The organism is Pseudomonas sp. BN607, from assembly GCF_029871175.1.
In the GTDB taxonomy this organism is placed as follows: Bacteria; Pseudomonadota; Gammaproteobacteria; order Pseudomonadales; family Pseudomonadaceae; genus Aquipseudomonas.
The window spans coordinates 23789-40255 of the sequence record NZ_SSOE01000044.1 but is presented as its reverse complement, the minus strand read 5'-3'; the positions used below and the strand labels follow the sequence as shown (position 1 = coordinate 40255).

Genomic DNA, 16467 nt, shown 5'->3' with positions numbered 1-16467 from the left:
TCAAACGAGTGGTCGACTACAACGTCAAGGTTCGCGTCAAGGCGGACAACTCCGGCGTCGACCTTGCTAACGTCAAGATGTCCATGAACCCCTTCTGCGAAATCGCCGTGGAAGAAGCCGTACGCCTGAAGGAAAAAGGCGTTGCGACCGAGATCGTCGTCGTTTCCGTCGGCCCGACCACTGCCCAGGAGCAACTGCGTACCGCCCTGGCCCTGGGTGCCGACCGTGCCATCCTGGTCGAAGCCGCTGACGAACTGAACTCCCTGGCCGTGGCCAAGGCGCTGAAGGCCGTTGTCGACAAGGAGCAGCCGCAGCTGGTCATCCTCGGCAAGCAGGCCATCGACAGTGACAACAACCAGACCGGCCAGATGCTGGCCGCGCTCACCGGCTTCGCTCAGGGCACCTTCGCCTCCAAGGTTGAAGTGGCTGGCGACAAGCTGAATGTCACCCGTGAAATCGACGGCGGCCTGCAGACCGTTGCACTGAACCTGCCAGCCATCGTTACCACCGACTTGCGCCTGAACGAGCCACGCTACGCGTCGCTGCCGAACATCATGAAGGCCAAGAAGAAGCCGCTGGAGACCGTCAAGCCTGACGATCTGGGCGTTTCCCTCGCCTCCACCAACAAGACCTTGAAAGTCGAAGCCCCGGCTGCCCGCAGCGCAGGCATCAAGGTCAAATCGGTGGCCGAACTGGTCGAGAAGCTGAAGAACGAAGCGAAGGTAATCTAAATGACTATCCTGGTTGTCGCTGAATACGAGAACGGTGCCGTAGCCCCGGCCACCCTGAATACTGTCGCCGCTGCCGCCAAGATCGGTGGTGATGTGCACGTGCTGGTCGCCGGCCAGAACGTCGGTGGCGTTGCAGAATCCGCTGCCAAGATCGCTGGCGTTGCCAAAGTGCTGGTGGCTGATAACGCTGCCTACGCCCATGTCCTGCCGGAAAACGTCGCGCCGCTGATCGTCGAGCTGGCCAAGGGTTACAGCCACGTGCTGGCCCCGGCTACCACCAACGGCAAGAACATCCTGCCACGTGTTGCCGCGCTGCTGGACGTCGACCAGATTTCCGAGATCATCTCGGTCGAATCCGCCGACACCTTCAAGCGCCCGATCTATGCCGGTAACGCCATTGCCACCGTGCAATCGAGCGCTGCGGTCAAGGTCATCACCGTGCGTACCACCGGCTTTGATGCCGTGGCGGCCGAAGGCGGCTCCGCTGCCGTTGAGGCGGTTGGTGCTGCGCACAACGCCGGTATCTCTGCATTCGTTGGTGAAGAGCTGGCCAAGTCCGACCGCCCAGAGCTGACCGCTGCCAAGATCGTCGTTTCCGGCGGCCGCGGCATGGGCAATGGTGACAACTTCAAGCATCTGTACAGCCTGGCCGACAAGCTCGGTGCTGCTGTCGGTGCCTCGCGCGCCGCGGTCGACGCCGGCTTCGTGCCGAACGACATGCAGGTCGGCCAGACCGGCAAGATCGTTGCCCCACAGCTGTACATCGCCGTCGGTATCTCCGGCGCCATCCAGCACCTGGCCGGCATGAAAGACTCCAAAGTGATCGTTGCGATCAACAAGGACGAAGAAGCGCCGATCTTCCAGGTGGCTGATTACGGCCTGGTCGCTGACCTGTTCGAAGCGGTGCCAGAGCTGGAAAAGCTGGTCTGATCCGCCTGCTTCACTTATAAAGAACCCGGCCCTCGTTTTGAGGGTCGGGTTTTTTTATGGCTTGAGGGGTGAGGGATGACGTTGCGCGGAACGGGCAGGGTGCTGGCATGTGTGGCGCTGCTGCTGTCACCACTGGCCATGGCTGCAGGCAAGTGCGAGCGCCTGGTGGCAACCGGCAGCCCGGATGCGCCGCCCTATTCGTGGCAGGACCCGAAAGACCCGAAGCACCTGATCGGCGCCAACGTTGACCTGTTGCGTCAGGTGGCGGGTGAGCTGGGTGTGAAGGTCGAAGTGTTGAGCGCCGGCCGCCGTGATCAGGCGCTGGAAGAGGTACGCAGCGGGCGTATGGACCTGCTGCTCGACACGCCCATGCAGGTCGAGCAACTGACCGCGCTGGACTATATCCACCCGCCGTTGCAGCTCAACGAATACCTGGTATGGACCCGTCACGATGCCGAACTGACCTTCGATGGCCCGGCCGACCTGGCCAAGTATCAGGGCAGCCTGTCCGAGCGCGCACGCCTGACCCCGGCCTTCACGGCCTTTGCCAAGACCCAGCTCAAGCTGGTGCCGGCGCAGAACCTGACCCAGGCGTTCCAGAAACTGGTGCTTGGCCAGGTTGATTATGTGCTGGCTGGTCGCTATTCCGGCATGGCCATGGCCCAGAGCCTGGGCATGAGCAATGATCTGATCGCCCGCGGCCTGCCGGTGGACCGCCCGGGCCTTTACCTGGCGCTGTCGCACAATTCGGCTTGCAATGACAGCTGGTTGCGTGGGCAACTGGCGAAAAAACTGACAGAATTGCCGATCTCTGGTGCGACCGAGGCGGTACTGCAGCGAAATGTCGAACGCTGGAAGGCGCAGTTGCAGGTACCGGTGGACGCCCCCAAACACTAGGAATATCGCGTGAGAATCCAACCACTAATCCTTGCCCTGGCCGTGCTCGGCCTGGCTGGCTGCGCCAATGACCCGGCCCCGGACGAGCAGATGCGCATTTCCGAGCAGGCGCTGGAGCAGGCCAGGGCCGTCGGTGCCACTGAGCAGGTCGAAACGCTGAAACTGGCGGAAGACAAACTGGCCCGCGCCAAGACCAACATGCTGACTGAAGACTACCGCGATGCGCGCATGCGCGCCGAGCAGGCCGAGCTGGATGCGCGCCTGGCCGAGGCCCAGGTGTTGAACCAGAAGAGCGAAGAGCAGCTGCAGCTGCTGCAGTCGCGGGTCAAGCGCCTGCGCAAGCAACTGGAGGTGCAGCCATGACCTGCCGTACACCGTTGGCCGCACTGGCATTGCTGGTGCTGGCGGCAGGGTTGCAGGGTTGCGCCAGCCAGCGCAGCAGTGCCGCGCTGGATGAGGCAAGCGCCGCCTTCCAGAAGGTCAAGGATGATTCCGATGTGCTGCGCAGTGCGCCGCGTGACGTGATTCGCGCAGGCGAGTCGCTGGCACGTGCCGAGCGGCTGTCCAGCTATATCGGCACCGGTTCGGATGTGCGTCACTACGCTTACCTGAGCCAGCGCTACAGCGAGATTGCCAGCGAGCATGCCAAGCTGGCCCTCAGTCAGGAACGCCGGGCCAAGCTCGACCTGGAGCGTCAGCGCCTGCAACTGGCGCTGCGTGAGGCCAAGCTCGCCAGCGTGCAACAACAAGGCAAGTGGGTCGAGTCGCAGATTGCTGCGCTGGCCTCTGAGCAGGCCGACCGTGGTCTGGTGATGACCCTGGGTGATGTGCTGTTCGACACCGGCAGTGCCGACCTGAAGAACTCGGCGAGCCGTACCGTGCTCAAGCTGGTGCAGTTTCTACAGCTGAACCCGCGTCGGGTGGTGCGTATCGAGGGTTATACCGACAGCACCGGTGCTCCTGAGGACAATATCAAGCTGTCGCGCGACCGGGCGCAGTCGGTGGCCGACATGCTGGTGGATCTGGGCATCGACGAAAAGCGCCTGCAGGTTGAAGGCTATGGCGACCACTACCCGATCGAGGCCAATGCCTCGGAGCGGGGCAGGGCGCAGAACCGTCGGGTCGAGATCGTGTTCTCCGATGACAAGGGCAAGCTCGCGCCAGCGCGGTGAGGTTGGGGGGGCGCCTCGACATTGTCAGCGCCTATGAGATCGAGCGCCGCCCGCGCGGCGCTTCGCGGGGCAAGCCCGCTCCCACATTTGTTTCGGGCCAGTTATGCCTGTGGCAGGTGCGCGCGACCGCCTTGATCGTACGCCGCGATATCGCGCCATGCGCCCAAATGTGGGAGCGGGCTTGCCCCGCGAAGCGGCGCGCGGGGCTCGATCTTGCAGCCGTCTAAGATGTTGTGGCAACCACGCCATCTGTCCCAGTACACTTTGCAACTGTTACGGTATCCTCTACCGTCAGTGTGTCGCACAAGAATAACGAGTCCGTCCGCGCGTCGAGATCCCGCCATGACCAACCTGCTGCTGTACCAGCGTATCGCCCAGCAACTGGCCGATGACATCCGTCGTGGTGTCTACCAGCCAGGCGAGCGGGTACCCTCCGTGCGCAAGATGAGCGCCCAGCTCAACGTCAGCCACGCCACGGTGTTGCAGGCCTATGCCAACCTCGAAGACCAAGGCCTTATCCGTGCGCGGCCGCAGTCCGGCTACTATGTGCACCAGACCCCAGCCCTGACTGCGCCAACCCCGGACATCGCCCGGGTCGAGCGCCCCGGTCTGGTCACGCGTGCCAGTATCATCCAGCAGGTGCTGACCGAGGCACGTCGCGACGGTGTGTTCCCGTTCGGCGCTGCGGTACCGCATGTCGACTACCTGCCGGTGCGCGCCCTGCACCAGCAGATTGCCAAGGTGACACGCTTCCATAGCCCGCGTGCCTTCAGCTACATGTTCAGCCCGGGTTTCGAGCCGCTGCGCCGGCAGATCGCCATCCGCATGCGCGATGCCGGCGTCCTGGTCGACCCGCGGGAAGTGATCGTGACCCATGGCTGCGTCGATGCCTTGCAGATGTCGCTACGTGTGCTGACCCGCCCCGGTGACCTGATTGCCGCCGAGTCGCCCACGTATTACGGCTTGCTGCAGTTGGCTGACTTGTTGGGCCTGAAAGTGATCGAGATCCCCAGCGATCCGTCCACCGGTATCAGCCTCGAAGCCTTGCAGCTGGCCGCCAACCAGTGGTCGATCAAGGCCCTGGTGCTGACAGCGCGCCTGAGCAACCCGCTGGGCGGCACGGTTCCTGAGGAGCGGCAGAAACAGTTGCTGCGCCTTGCCTCAGACTTCGATATCCAGATCATCGAGGACGATATCTACGGCGAACTGATGTTCGAGCAGGGTAAGACCAAGGCGCTGAAGGCATTCGACCGCCTTGACCGGGTGATCTACTGCTCGAGCTTTTCCAAGACGCTGTCGCCGGGGGTGCGCGTAGGCTGGATGATCGCCGGGCGTTATCAGGACGAGATCCAGCGCTTGCAAACGTTTACCACCCATTCGGCCTGCAGCGTGACGCAAATGGGCGTTGCGGCCTACCTGGAAAATGGCGGCTACGACCGGCACCTGCGCTACATTCGCCAGGAGTATCGCAAGAACCTCAGTGCCTATCAGCTGGCGGTGCAGCAGCACTTTCCCGAGGGGACGCAGATGACCCGGCCGACCGGGGGGTTCATCCTTTGGGTGAGCCTGCCTGGGCGGGTCAATACCCAGGAGCTGCATGTACGGGCGCTGGAGCAGGGCATCAGTATTGCGCCGGGGCTGATATTCAGTAATACGGAACAGTTCAACCACTGTATCCGCCTCAATTGTGGCATCCCGTGGAACAAGGAAGCCGAGCGGGCAGTGATAACGCTCGGCTTGCTGGCGCAGCAGTTGTGCAGGGAGCCTGCGTCCACACTTTTGTAAGGCTTGCCAGCGGCTTGTGGAACAGGGAGCATACGCATCTTTCCGGTCAGTCTGTCCTTTTGCCATGAATGCTTTGCGCTACTTCATCCTGATCCTGTGTCTTGCACCGTGCTGCTACCCGGGCAGCACGGCCTTGGCGGCGCAGCCGGCAAGCCAGGTACAGGCGAGCCAAGGCAAGCAGGTGCAGAAAAAACCGGCAGCCAGGCCTGTGCAGAAGCCGGCGGCAAAACCGGCCAGCAAGGGCAGGGCCAAGCCGGTGCGCAAGCCGGTCGGCAAGACGGTTGCCAAACCCCTGCCCAAGGCAAAGCTGGATCTCAGCTTGCCTGCCGATATGGTAAACAGCCTTGAGCCGAACGTGGGTACACCTTCGCCGATCCAACGGCGCAAACCTTTGCTGCCACCCATGTTCAGTGAAAACCCCCAGACCAGTGACAGCCCGTTCCAGCTCAATGGCCGGCTGATCAACAACGAGATGCAGCTGCAACTGCGCAATGACAGCCGTCATGACGTGGAAGGGGCGGCCATCGATTTCGAGTATCGCCAGTAGGCGGGAACTGACTGCCGAGTCACGGCAGATTTCATCGTGCCAGTAATTTCAAACGCCTGTTTGAGCGGTTACTATCCAGGGGCGTTCGCTCCGTTTTGTTCCAGGGAGTCCTGATTTTGGTGAATAGCCATGAACTGCCGTGAGGGTTGTGGTGCCTGCTGCATCGCCCCGTCCATCACTTCTGCAATGCCGCGCATGCCCAATGGCAAGCCGGCTGGCGAGCGCTGCCTGCACCTGACTGCGGCCAACCTCTGCGACCTGTTCGGCAAGCCCGAACGGCCGGCGGTGTGTGGCGGGTTCAAGGCGGATGTCGAGGTCTGCGGCAGCGACCGTGACGAGGCAATCAGGATTCTTGGCTGGTGGGAGCAGATAACGGCGGCGTGACAGGCTGGATCTTCGAAAACAAGGATAAACATGATGAGATCGTTCAAGCGTATTGCACTGTTGTGTGGCATGGGTGTTCTGCTGGCACCGGCGGCCTGGGCCGAGAACTGGCAAGTGGCCAAGGACGAGGAGGGGATCAAGGTATCCCTCAGCGAGGTGGCGGGCTCCAAGTACAAGGCTTACCAGGGTGTTACCTTGATCAAGGCGCCGCTGGCCAAGCTGCAGGCGCTGCAGGAAGACGTGGCCGGTGCCTGTGCCTGGATTCACGAATGCAAGTCGCAGAAGCTGCTCAAGCACGAGGGCGACCAAAGCTGGACCTACACCCAATTCAATACGCCTTGGCCGGTGACCCCGCGGGATTCCGTGCTGCATATCACCACGGTGAAGGGGGCTGATGGCAGCCTGACCCGTAACCTGGTCGAAGAGCCGACCTATGTCCCGGAAGAGAAGGGCTTTGTGCGGGTGGCAAAGGTCGAGGGTTTCTGGAAGCTGGTGCCCAAAGGCGACAGCACCGAAGTGACTTACCAGGTGCACACCGAGCCGGGTGGCAGCGTGCCGGCGATGGTGGCCAACAAGTTCGTGGTGGACGCGCCGTTCAATACCCTGAAAGGTCTGCGTGAGCGGGCTGAGAAAAACTGACGGTATTGCGTCGTCTTTCCTGGCCTCCTCGCGGCAAGCCCACGAAGCGGCCAGCACGGAAAAGGTAATAAAAAAGGCTGCCCGAGGGCAGCCTTTTTGCGTTCGGCCATGAAAGCTTACTTGCGGTCCTTCAGGGCAACGATGTCGCGCTTCTGCTCGCCGGTGTACAGCTGGCGCGGGCGGCCGATCTTATACGGGCTGGAGAGCATTTCTTTCCAGTGCGAGATCCAGCCCACGGTACGTGCCAGGGCGAAGATCACGGTGAACATGCTGGTCGGAATGCCGATCGCCTTGAGGATGATCCCCGAGTAGAAGTCGACGTTCGGGTACAGCGAGCGCTCGATGAAGTACGGATCGGTCAGGGCGATCTCTTCCAGGCGCATGGCCAGTTCCAGCTGCGGGTCGTTCTTGATGCCCAGCTCGCGCAGGACTTCGTCGCAGGTCTGCTTCATCACGGTGGCGCGCGGGTCGCGGTTCTTGTACACGCGGTGACCGAAGCCCATCAGCTTGAACGGGTCGTTCTTGTCCTTGGCCTTGGCGATGAACTTGTCGATGTTCGAGACATCGCCGATTTCATCGAGCATGGTCAGTACGGCTTCGTTCGCACCGCCGTGGGCCGGGCCCCACAGTGCGGCGATACCGGCGGCGATACAGGCGAACGGGTTGGCACCCGACGAGCCGGCCAGACGAACGGTGGAGGTGGAGGCGTTCTGCTCGTGGTCGGCGTGGAGGATGAAGATCCGGTCCATTGCCTTGGCCAGCACCGGGCTGATCGGTTTGATCTCGCACGGGGTGTTGAACATCATGTGCAGGAAGTTTTCCGCGTACGACAGGTCGTTGCGCGGGTACATCATCGGCTGGCCCATGGAGTACTTGTAAACCATCGCGGCCAGGGTCGGCATCTTGGCGACCAGGCGCACCGCGGAGATTTCGCGGTGTTGCGGGTTATTGATGTCCAGGGAGTCGTGATAGAACGCCGACAGGGCGCCGACCACGCCGCACATCACCGCCATCGGGTGAGCGTCGCGACGGAAGCCGTTGAAGAAGGACTTCAGCTGCTCGTGAACCATCGTGTGGTTCTTCACGGTGCTGACGAACTGGGCCTTCTGCTCGGCATTCGGCAGTTCGCCGTTGAGCAGCAGGTAGCAGGTTTCGAGGTAGTCGGACTGTTCGGCGAGTTGCTCGATCGGGTAGCCGCGGTGCAGCAGGATCCCTTTGTCGCCGTCAATGTAGGTGATCTTCGACTCGCACGAGGCAGTCGCCATGAAACCAGGGTCGAAGGTGAAGTGACCAGTGGCCCCTAACCCGCGGACGTCGATTACATCAGGACCAACGGTGCCGGTTAAAATGGGCAGCTCGACGGGGGCAGCGCCCTCGATGACCAACTGCGCTTTTTTGTCAGCCATGTGGCCTCCTATTAATGCTTGAAATCATCAGACAGACCCCCCACGCAGGGCCCGCACCACTATAGAGGGATAAATTCAGATGTCAATTTGCCTAAAGGCTTGTTGAATCAGGCATTCAAGCCTGATTTTTCCCGAAATTCTCGCCCATTTACGCCTTTTGTTCGCTAAAGGCAATGCGCTATTTGGGCTACCCCGTCACGTTGTCATAAGCAGCCTAACTGTCTATACTCGGCACCCGACCGCCAGGGGCTTGCAAGCCCGAACTGCTGGGGGTCGCCGTTCCCTGGGTGGTGGGTACCTGACCAGTACACTTACCAACAACTTTGCCCTGATTCGCTAGGGGCTCTTCAGTGTGAAAAAAGCCGTGAAAAGCCAACGACCTGTAAACCTAGACCTAAGGACCATCAAGCTCCCTGTCACTGCGTACACGTCCATCCTGCACCGTATCTCCGGCGTCATCCTGTTCATCGGCCTTGCCATCATGCTTTATGCACTGGGCAAGTCGCTGGGTTCCGAGGAAGGCTTCGGCGAAGTGAAGGCGTGTCTGACCAGCCCGCTGGCCAAGTTCGTGACCTGGGGCCTGCTGTCCGCCCTGCTTTATCACCTCGTGGCAGGTGTTCGTCACCTGATCATGGACATGGGCATCGGTGAGACGCTGGAAGGCGGCAAGCTGGGCTCGAAAATCGTGATCGTCATCTCCGTGGTGCTGATCGTTCTGGTGGGAGTTTGGGTATGGTAACCAATGTCACGAACCTGTCGCGTTCGGGCCTCTATGACTGGATGGCGCAGCGCGTTTCTGCGGTCGTTCTCGCGGCTTACTTCATCTTCCTGATCGGCTACGTGGTCGCCCACCCAGGCATCGACTACACCCAGTGGCATGGTCTGTTCTCCAACAACGCGATGCGAATCTTCAGCTTGCTGGCCCTCGTTGCCCTGGGCGCCCACGCCTGGGTCGGCATGTGGACCATTGCAACCGACTACCTGACGCCTATGTCGTTCGGCAAGTCGGCAACTGCGATTCGTTTCCTGTTCCAGGCGGTATGCGGCGTTGCGATGTTCGCTTACTTCGTCTGGGGTGTGCAGATTCTCTGGGGTATCTGATCCATGGCTAGCATTCCAACCATTTCCTTCGACGCCATCATCATCGGTGGTGGCGGCGCCGGCATGCGCGCTGCGCTGCAATTGGCTCAAGGCGGCCACAAGACTGCCGTAGTCACCAAGGTCTTCCCGACCCGTTCGCACACCGTATCCGCCCAGGGCGGCATCACCTGCGCCATCGCTTCGGCCGACCCGAACGACGACTGGCGCTGGCACATGTACGATACCGTCAAGGGCTCCGACTATATCGGTGACCAGGACGCTATCGAATACATGTGTCAGGAAGGCCCGGCTGCGGTCTTCGAGCTGGACCACATGGGTCTGCCGTTCTCGCGTACCGAAACCGGTCGTATCTACCAGCGCCCGTTCGGCGGCCAGTCCAAGGACTTCGGCAAGGGTGGCCAGGCTGCCCGTACCTGTGCCGCTTCCGACCGTACCGGTCACGCGCTGCTGCACACCCTGTACCAGGGTAACCTGAAAGCTGGCACCACCTTCCTCAACGAATACTACGCAGTTGACCTGGTGAAGAACCAGGACGGCGCATTCGTGGGTGTGATCGCCATCTGCATCGAAACCGGCGAAACCCTGTACATCAAGTCCAAGGCCACCGTACTGGCCACTGGCGGTGCAGGCCGTATCTACGCTTCCACCACCAACGCCCTGATCAATACCGGTGACGGTATCGGCATGGCCCTGCGTGCAGGCGTACCGGTGCAGGACATCGAGATGTGGCAGTTCCACCCGACCGGCATCGCCGGGGCCGGTGTACTGGTCACCGAAGGTTGCCGCGGTGAAGGTGGTTACCTGATCAACGCCCACGGCGAGCGCTTCATGGAGCGTTACGCGCCGAACGCGAAAGACCTGGCCGGCCGCGACGTGGTTGCCCGTTCCATGGTCAAGGAAATCATCGCCGGCAACGGCGTGGGCCCGAACAAGGACCACGTACTGCTGAAACTGGACCACCTGGGCGAGGAAGTGCTGCACAGCCGCCTGCCCGGTATCTGCGAACTGTCCAAGACCTTCGCCCACGTCGACCCTGTGGTCGCGCCGGTACCGGTGGTTCCGACCTGCCACTACATGATGGGCGGCGTTGCCACCAACATTCATGGCCAGGCCATCACCATGGACGCCGAAGGCAAAGACCACATCATCCCGGGCCTGTTCGCCGTAGGTGAAGTGGCGTGCGTATCGGTTCACGGTGCCAACCGCCTGGGCGGCAACTCGCTGCTCGACCTGGTGGTATTCGGCCGTGCTGCCGGCCTGCACCTGGAGAAGGCGTTGACCGAAGGCGTGGAATACCGCGACGCCAGCGACACCGACGTCGATGTTGCCCTGAACCGCCTGAACAAGCTCAACGAGCGTACCAGCGGTGAAGACGTTGCCAGCCTGAAGCGTGAGCTGCAGAGCTGCATGCAGAACTACTTCGGTGTATTCCGTACTGGCGAATACATGCAGAAGGGTATCGAGCAGCTGGCCGGTCTGCGTGACCGTATCGCCAACGTCAAGATCAACGACAAGTCCCAGGCCTTCAACACCGCGCGTATCGAAGCGCTGGAGCTGCAGAACCTGCTGGAAGTCGCCGAAGCTACCGCCATCGCGGCCGAAGCCCGTAAAGAGTCCCGCGGCGCTCACGCCCGTGAAGACTTCGAAGACCGTGACGACGAAAACTGGCTGTGCCACACCCTGTACTACCCGGGTGAGAAGCGCGTTGCCAAGCGCGGCGTCAACTTTGCGCCGAAGACTGTTCCAGCCTTCGAACCAAAAGTCCGGACTTACTAAGGGTGGCTGCTATGTTGAAAGTCGAAGTTTATCGTTACAACCCAGACACCGACTCGGCGCCAAAAATGGAGTCGTTCGACGTCGATACCGGCGGTAAAGACCTGATGGTGCTGGATGTATTGGCACTGATCAAGGAAAAGGACGAGGGTTTCTCGTACCGTCGCTCCTGCCGTGAGGGCGTTTGCGGCTCCGACGGCATGAACATGAACGGCAAGAACGGCCTGGCCTGCATCACCCCGCTGTCGGGTGTGGTCAAGGGCAACAAGCTTGTTCTGCGCCCGCTGCCAGGCCTGCCGGTCATTCGTGACCTGGTGGTCGACATGAGCATCTTCTACAAGCAGTACGAGAAGGTGAAGCCGTTCCTGCAGAACGATACCCCGGCTCCGGCCATCGAGCGCCTGCAGTCGCCAGAAGACCGCGACAAGCTGGACGGTCTGTACGAGTGCATCCTGTGCGCTTGCTGCTCCACGTCCTGCCCGTCGTTCTGGTGGAACCCAGACAAGTTCCTGGGCCCTGCTGCGCTGCTGCAGGCCTACCGCTTCCTGGCCGACAGCCGCGACACCAAGACCCAGGAGCGCCTGGCGTCCCTGGATGACCCGTTCAGCGTATTCCGCTGCCGCGGGATCATGAACTGCGTAAACGTTTGCCCGAAAGGTCTGAACCCGACCAAGGCAATCGGTCACGTACGTAACATGCTGCTGCAAAGCGGCACCTGATTCAAAGCGTTGTACCTGCAGTATGCCGAGGTGCGGGTGGTGAGCCCGCACTGAGGTAAAACCCGAACAAGGGCCCACAAAGCCCGCGTTCATTACCTATGAAGATATGAGACCAGCAGGGGCTTTCCGGGCTGGTACCCGGAAAATCAGCAGGATCCAGGTGGCGTGGTTCAGTCGCTGTTTTCGGACTTTTCCAGGTTTGCTGTGGCTCTCGCCGATCAGTCCCCTAATCGAGGGTGACCAAGCATGCAAGAAAGCGTGATGCAGCGCATGTGGGATAGCGCCCACCTTTCAGGTGGTAACGCTGCATATGTGGAAGAGCTCTACGAGCTCTACCTGCACGACCCTAACGCTGTGCCAGAAGAGTGGCGCACTTACTTCCAGAAGTTGCCAGCCGACGGCAGCACCGCTACTGATGTATCGCACTCGACAATCCGCGACCATTTCGTACTGCTGGCAAAGAACCAGCGCCGCGCCCAACCGGTGTCCGCCGGGAGCGTGAGCAGTGAACACGAGAAGAAGCAGGTTGAAGTTCTGCGACTGATCCAGGCCTATCGTATGCGCGGCCATCAGGCTGCCAAGCTCGACCCGTTGGGGTTGTGGCAGCGCCCTGCGCCCGTAGACCTGTCGATCAATCACTACGGCTTGACCAATGCCGATCTTGATACGACCTTCCGTGCCGGCGACCTGTTCATCGGCAAAGAGGAGGCGAGCCTACGCGACATCTTCGATGCACTCCAGAAGACATATTGTCGCACCATTGGCGCCGAATTCACCCACATCGTCGATTCCGAGCAGCGCAGCTGGTTCCAGCAGCGCCTGGAAAGCGTGCGCGGCCGTCCGGAGTTTTCCGCTGACGTGCAGGCTCACTTGCTCGAGCGCGTCACTGCCGGTGAAGGCCTGGAGAAATACTTGGGCACCAAGTACCCAGGCACCAAGCGCTTCGGCCTTGAAGGTGGCGAGAGCCTGATCCCGATGCTGGACGAAATGATCCAGCGTTCCGGCTCCTACGGCACCAAGGAAGTCGTCATCGGCATGGCCCACCGTGGCCGTCTGAACGTGCTGGTGAACACCTTCGGCAAGAACCCGCGCGAGCTGTTCGACGAGTTCGAAGGCAAGAAGATGAACGAGCTGGGCTCCGGTGACGTGAAGTATCACCAGGGCTTCTCCTCGAACGTGATGACCACCGGTGGCGAAGTGCACCTGGCCATGGCGTTCAACCCGTCCCACCTGGAAATCGTCTCGCCAGTGGTCGAGGGTTCGGTGCGCGCCCGTCAGGACCGCCGCAACGACACCGTTGGCGACAAGGTGCTACCGATCTCGATCCACGGCGACGCAGCATTCGCCGGCCAGGGCGTGGTCATGGAAACCTTCCAGATGTCGCAGACCCGCGGTTTCAAGACCGGCGGCACCGTGCACATCGTGATCAACAACCAGGTTGGTTTCACCATCAGCAACCCGCTGGACGCGCGCTCTACCGAGTACGCCACCGACGTGGCCAAGATGATCCAGGCGCCGATCCTTCACGTGAACGGCGATGACCCGGAAGCTGTGCTGTTCGTCACCCAGCTGGCCATCGATTACCGCATGCAGTTCAAGCGTGACGTGGTCATCGACCTGGTCTGCTACCGCCGTCGCGGCCACAACGAGGCCGACGAGCCGAATGGCACCCAGCCGCTGATGTACCAGCAGATCGCCAAGCAGCGCACCACCCGTGAGCTGTATGCCGATGCACTGATCCAGGCAGGCCGTATCGACGCCGAGCGCGCCCAGGCCAAGATCGACGAGTACCGCAACGCGCTGGACAACGGCCTGCACGTGGTGAAAAGCCTGGTCAAGGAGCCAAACCGCGAGCTGTTCGTCGACTGGCGTCCATACCTGGGCCATGCCTGGACCGCGCGTCACGACACCCGTTTCGACCTCAAGACCCTGCAAGACCTGTCGGCCAAGCTGCTCGAGCTGCCGGAAGGTTTTGTGGTCCAGCGTCAGGTGTCGAAGATCTACGAAGACCGTCAGAAGATGCAGGCCGGTGGCTTGCCGATCAACTGGGGTTATGCAGAGACTATGGCCTACGCCACCCTGCAGTTCGAAGGTCACCCGATCCGCATGACCGGCCAGGACATCGGCCGTGGCACCTTCTCGCACCGTCACGCGGTGCTGCACAACCAGAAGGACGCCAGCACCTACATCCCGCTGCAGAACCTGTTCCCGGGCCAGCCACGTTTCGACCTGTACGATTCGTTCCTGTCCGAGGAAGCGGTACTGGCCTTCGAATACGGCTACTCCACCACCACGCCGAACGCGCTGGTGATCTGGGAAGCCCAGTTCGGCGACTTCGCCAACGGTGCGCAAGTGGTGATCGACCAGTTCATCACCAGCGGCGAGCACAAGTGGGGCCGTCTGTGCGGTCTGACCATGCTGCTGCCACACGGCTATGAAGGGCAGGGCCCGGAGCACTCCTCCGCGCGTCTGGAGCGTTACCTGCAGCTGTGCGCCGAGCACAACATCCAGGTGTGCGTACCGACTACCCCGGCACAGATCTACCACCTGCTGCGTCGCCAGGTCATCCGTCCGCTGCGCAAGCCGCTGATCGTCCTGACACCGAAGTCGCTGCTGCGCCACAAGCTGGCCGTTTCGACCCTGGAAGACCTTGCAGAAGGCTCGTTCCAGACCGTGATCCCGGAAATCGACAGCCTCGATCCGGCCAAAGTCGAGCGTCTGGTCCTGTGCGGCGGCAAGGTCTACTACGACCTGCTGGAAAAACGCCGTGCCGAAGGCCGCGAAGACATTGCCATCGTGCGTATCGAGCAGCTGTATCCGTTCCCTGAGGACGACCTGGTCGAAATCCTCGCGCCTTACACCAACCTCAAGCATGCAGTGTGGTGTCAGGAAGAACCGATGAACCAGGGCGCCTGGTACAGCAGCCAGCACCACATGCGCCGTATCCTGGGCCGCCACAACAAGGCACTGGTCCTGGAATACGCCGGCCGCGACGCTTCCGCCGCGCCAGCCTGTGGTTACGCTTCGAAGCACGCCGAACAGCAGGAAAAACTGCTGCAAGACGCCTTCACTGTCTAACGCCTTCGCGCACCTGAAACCGAATTTAAGGAAACACAGATAATGGCTATCGAGATCAAAGCCCCAACCTTCCCGGAATCGGTTGCCGATGGCACCGTTGCCACTTGGCACAAGAAGCCGGGCGAAGCCGTCAAGCGTGACGAGCTGATCGTCGACATCGAGACCGACAAGGTGGTGCTGGAAGTACTGGCCACCGCGGACGGCGTGCTGGGCGACATCGTCAAGGGCGAGGGCGATACCGTCCTGTCCGACGAATTGCTGGGTTCGATCGTTGAAGGCGGTGCTGCTGCCGCGCCAGCCGCTGCCGCCGCACCTGCTGCTGCTCCGGCCGCTGCTGCTGCCGACGCTGGCGAAGACGACCCGATCGCTGCCCCGGCTGCACGCAAGCTGGCCGAAGAGAACGGCATCGACCTGGCTACCGTTGCCGGTACCGGTAAAGGCGGTCGCGTCACCAAGGAAGACGTGGTTGCTGCTGTTGCCAACAAGAAGTCCGCACCTGCCGCTGCACCGGCCGCCAAGCCTGCTGCCGCTGCTGCCGCACCGGTCGTGGTTGCCGCTGGCGATCGCACCGAGAAGCGTGTGCCGATGACTCGTCTGCGCGCCAAGATCGCCGAGCGTCTGGTCGAAGCCCAGTCGAACATGGCCATGCTGACCACCTTCAACGAAGTGGACATGACCGAAGTCATGGCCCTGCGCTCGAAGTACAAGGACCTGTTCGAGAAGACCCACAACGGCGTGCGCCTGGGCTTCATGTCGTTCTTCGTCAAGGCCGCCACCGAAGCCCTGAAGCGCTTCCCGGCTGTCAACGCCTCGATCGACGGCAACGACATCGTCTACCACGGCTTCGCCGACGTGGGTGTTGCGGTTTCCAGCGACCGTGGCCTGGTGGTACCGGTACTGCGCAACGCCGAGTCGATGAGCCTGGCTGAAATCGAGAACGGCATCGCCACCTTCGGCAAGAAAGCCCGTGACGGCAAACTGTCGATCGAAGAAATGACCGGCGGCACGTTCACCATCACCAACGGCGGTACATTCGGTTCGATGATGTCGACCCCGATCGTCAACCCGCCGCAGGCCGCGATCCTTGGCATGCACAACATCATCCAGCGTCCGATGGCCGTTAACGGCCAGGTGGTGATTCGCCCGATGATGTACCTGGCCCTGTCCTACGATCACCGCCTGATCGATGGCAAGGAAGCGGTAACCTTCCTGGTCACCATCAAGAACCTGCTGGAAGATCCGTCTCGCCTGCTGCTGGACATCTAACCCTCTGGCTGCGTACCGTGCCGGGCCTGGCTTCGCAGG

General features: G+C 61.5%; 16 protein-coding genes. 15 read left to right on the top strand and 1 reads right to left on the bottom strand.

Annotated features, from left to right (window positions below; genetic code table 11):
• The 9 genes from E8E68_RS11560 to E8E68_RS11520 all read left to right on the top strand — a co-directional run.
• Positions 1-731, top strand: a 731-nt coding sequence (locus E8E68_RS11560; protein WP_280341479.1) for an electron transfer flavoprotein subunit beta/FixA family protein, incomplete at its 5' end; no start/stop codon positions are given.
• Positions 732-1661 (top strand): FAD-binding protein, encoded by a 930-nt coding sequence (locus tag E8E68_RS11555; protein ID WP_110745645.1) that lies wholly within the window; start codon positions 732-734, stop codon positions 1659-1661.
• Positions 1662-1736: 75 nt separating this feature from the next.
• Positions 1737-2558, top strand: a complete 822-nt coding sequence (locus tag E8E68_RS11550) for a transporter substrate-binding domain-containing protein (RefSeq protein WP_266034716.1) — start codon at positions 1737-1739, stop codon at positions 2556-2558.
• A gap of 9 nt (positions 2559-2567) precedes the next feature.
• Complete coding sequence (locus E8E68_RS11545) at positions 2568-2921, top strand: DUF4398 domain-containing protein (protein WP_280341473.1); 354 nt, start codon at positions 2568-2570, stop codon at positions 2919-2921.
• Positions 2918-3730: an OmpA family protein gene (locus E8E68_RS11540; RefSeq protein ID WP_280341469.1), complete on the top strand. Its 813-nt coding sequence runs from the start codon at positions 2918-2920 to the stop codon at positions 3728-3730. Before E8E68_RS11545 ends, E8E68_RS11540 begins: the two co-directional genes overlap by 4 nt.
• Positions 3731-4072: 342 nt before the next feature.
• Positions 4073-5515 carry a PLP-dependent aminotransferase family protein gene (locus E8E68_RS11535; RefSeq protein ID WP_266034721.1) on the top strand — a complete coding sequence of 481 codons (1443 nt, stop codon included), beginning with the start codon at positions 4073-4075 and terminating at the stop codon, positions 5513-5515.
• Between the two features lie 64 nt (positions 5516-5579).
• Positions 5580-6062 carry a hypothetical protein gene (locus E8E68_RS11530; protein WP_266034722.1) on the top strand — a complete coding sequence of 161 codons (483 nt, stop codon included), beginning with the start codon at positions 5580-5582 and terminating at the stop codon, positions 6060-6062.
• Between the two features lie 129 nt (positions 6063-6191).
• Positions 6192-6446: a YkgJ family cysteine cluster protein gene (locus E8E68_RS11525; protein WP_049275991.1), complete on the top strand. Its 255-nt coding sequence runs from the start codon at positions 6192-6194 to the stop codon at positions 6444-6446.
• A gap of 33 nt (positions 6447-6479) precedes the next feature.
• Positions 6480-7085, top strand: coding sequence for an START domain-containing protein (locus E8E68_RS11520; protein WP_280341462.1), 606 nt, complete (start codon positions 6480-6482; stop codon positions 7083-7085).
• Positions 7086-7201: 116 nt separating this feature from the next.
• On the opposite strand, the gene gltA is transcribed toward E8E68_RS11520, so the two are convergent.
• Positions 7202-8491 (bottom strand): citrate synthase, encoded by a 1290-nt coding sequence (gene gltA / locus E8E68_RS11515; RefSeq protein WP_003254218.1) that lies wholly within the window; start codon positions 8489-8491, stop codon positions 7202-7204.
• A gap of 352 nt (positions 8492-8843) precedes the next feature.
• On the opposite strand from gltA, the gene sdhC reads away from it, so the two are divergent.
• From sdhC to odhB, 6 genes are all read left to right on the top strand, one after another.
• The gene (gene sdhC, locus E8E68_RS11510; protein ID WP_008091902.1) at positions 8844-9230 is read left to right on the top strand and encodes a succinate dehydrogenase, cytochrome b556 subunit; all 387 of its coding nucleotides are present in this window, start codon (positions 8844-8846) and stop codon (positions 9228-9230) included.
• Positions 9224-9592: a succinate dehydrogenase, hydrophobic membrane anchor protein gene (sdhD, locus tag E8E68_RS11505; RefSeq protein ID WP_008091903.1), complete on the top strand. Its 369-nt coding sequence runs from the start codon at positions 9224-9226 to the stop codon at positions 9590-9592. The genes sdhC and sdhD overlap by 7 nt, the downstream gene beginning before the upstream one ends.
• Before the next feature lie 3 nt (positions 9593-9595).
• The gene (gene sdhA, locus E8E68_RS11500) at positions 9596-11368 is read left to right on the top strand and encodes a succinate dehydrogenase flavoprotein subunit (protein WP_110745653.1); all 1773 of its coding nucleotides are present in this window, start codon (positions 9596-9598) and stop codon (positions 11366-11368) included.
• An 11-nt stretch (positions 11369-11379) separates the two neighbouring features.
• Entirely contained in the window at positions 11380-12084 is a 705-nt protein-coding gene (locus tag E8E68_RS11495) for a succinate dehydrogenase iron-sulfur subunit (protein ID WP_012315348.1), read from the top strand.
• A gap of 246 nt (positions 12085-12330) precedes the next feature.
• Complete coding sequence (locus E8E68_RS11490) at positions 12331-15162, top strand: 2-oxoglutarate dehydrogenase E1 component (protein WP_110745654.1); 2832 nt, start codon at positions 12331-12333, stop codon at positions 15160-15162.
• A gap of 42 nt (positions 15163-15204) precedes the next feature.
• Entirely contained in the window at positions 15205-16428 is a 1224-nt protein-coding gene (gene odhB, locus E8E68_RS11485; RefSeq protein WP_266034743.1) for a 2-oxoglutarate dehydrogenase complex dihydrolipoyllysine-residue succinyltransferase, read from the top strand.
• The last annotated feature ends 39 nt before the right edge of the window (positions 16429-16467 follow it).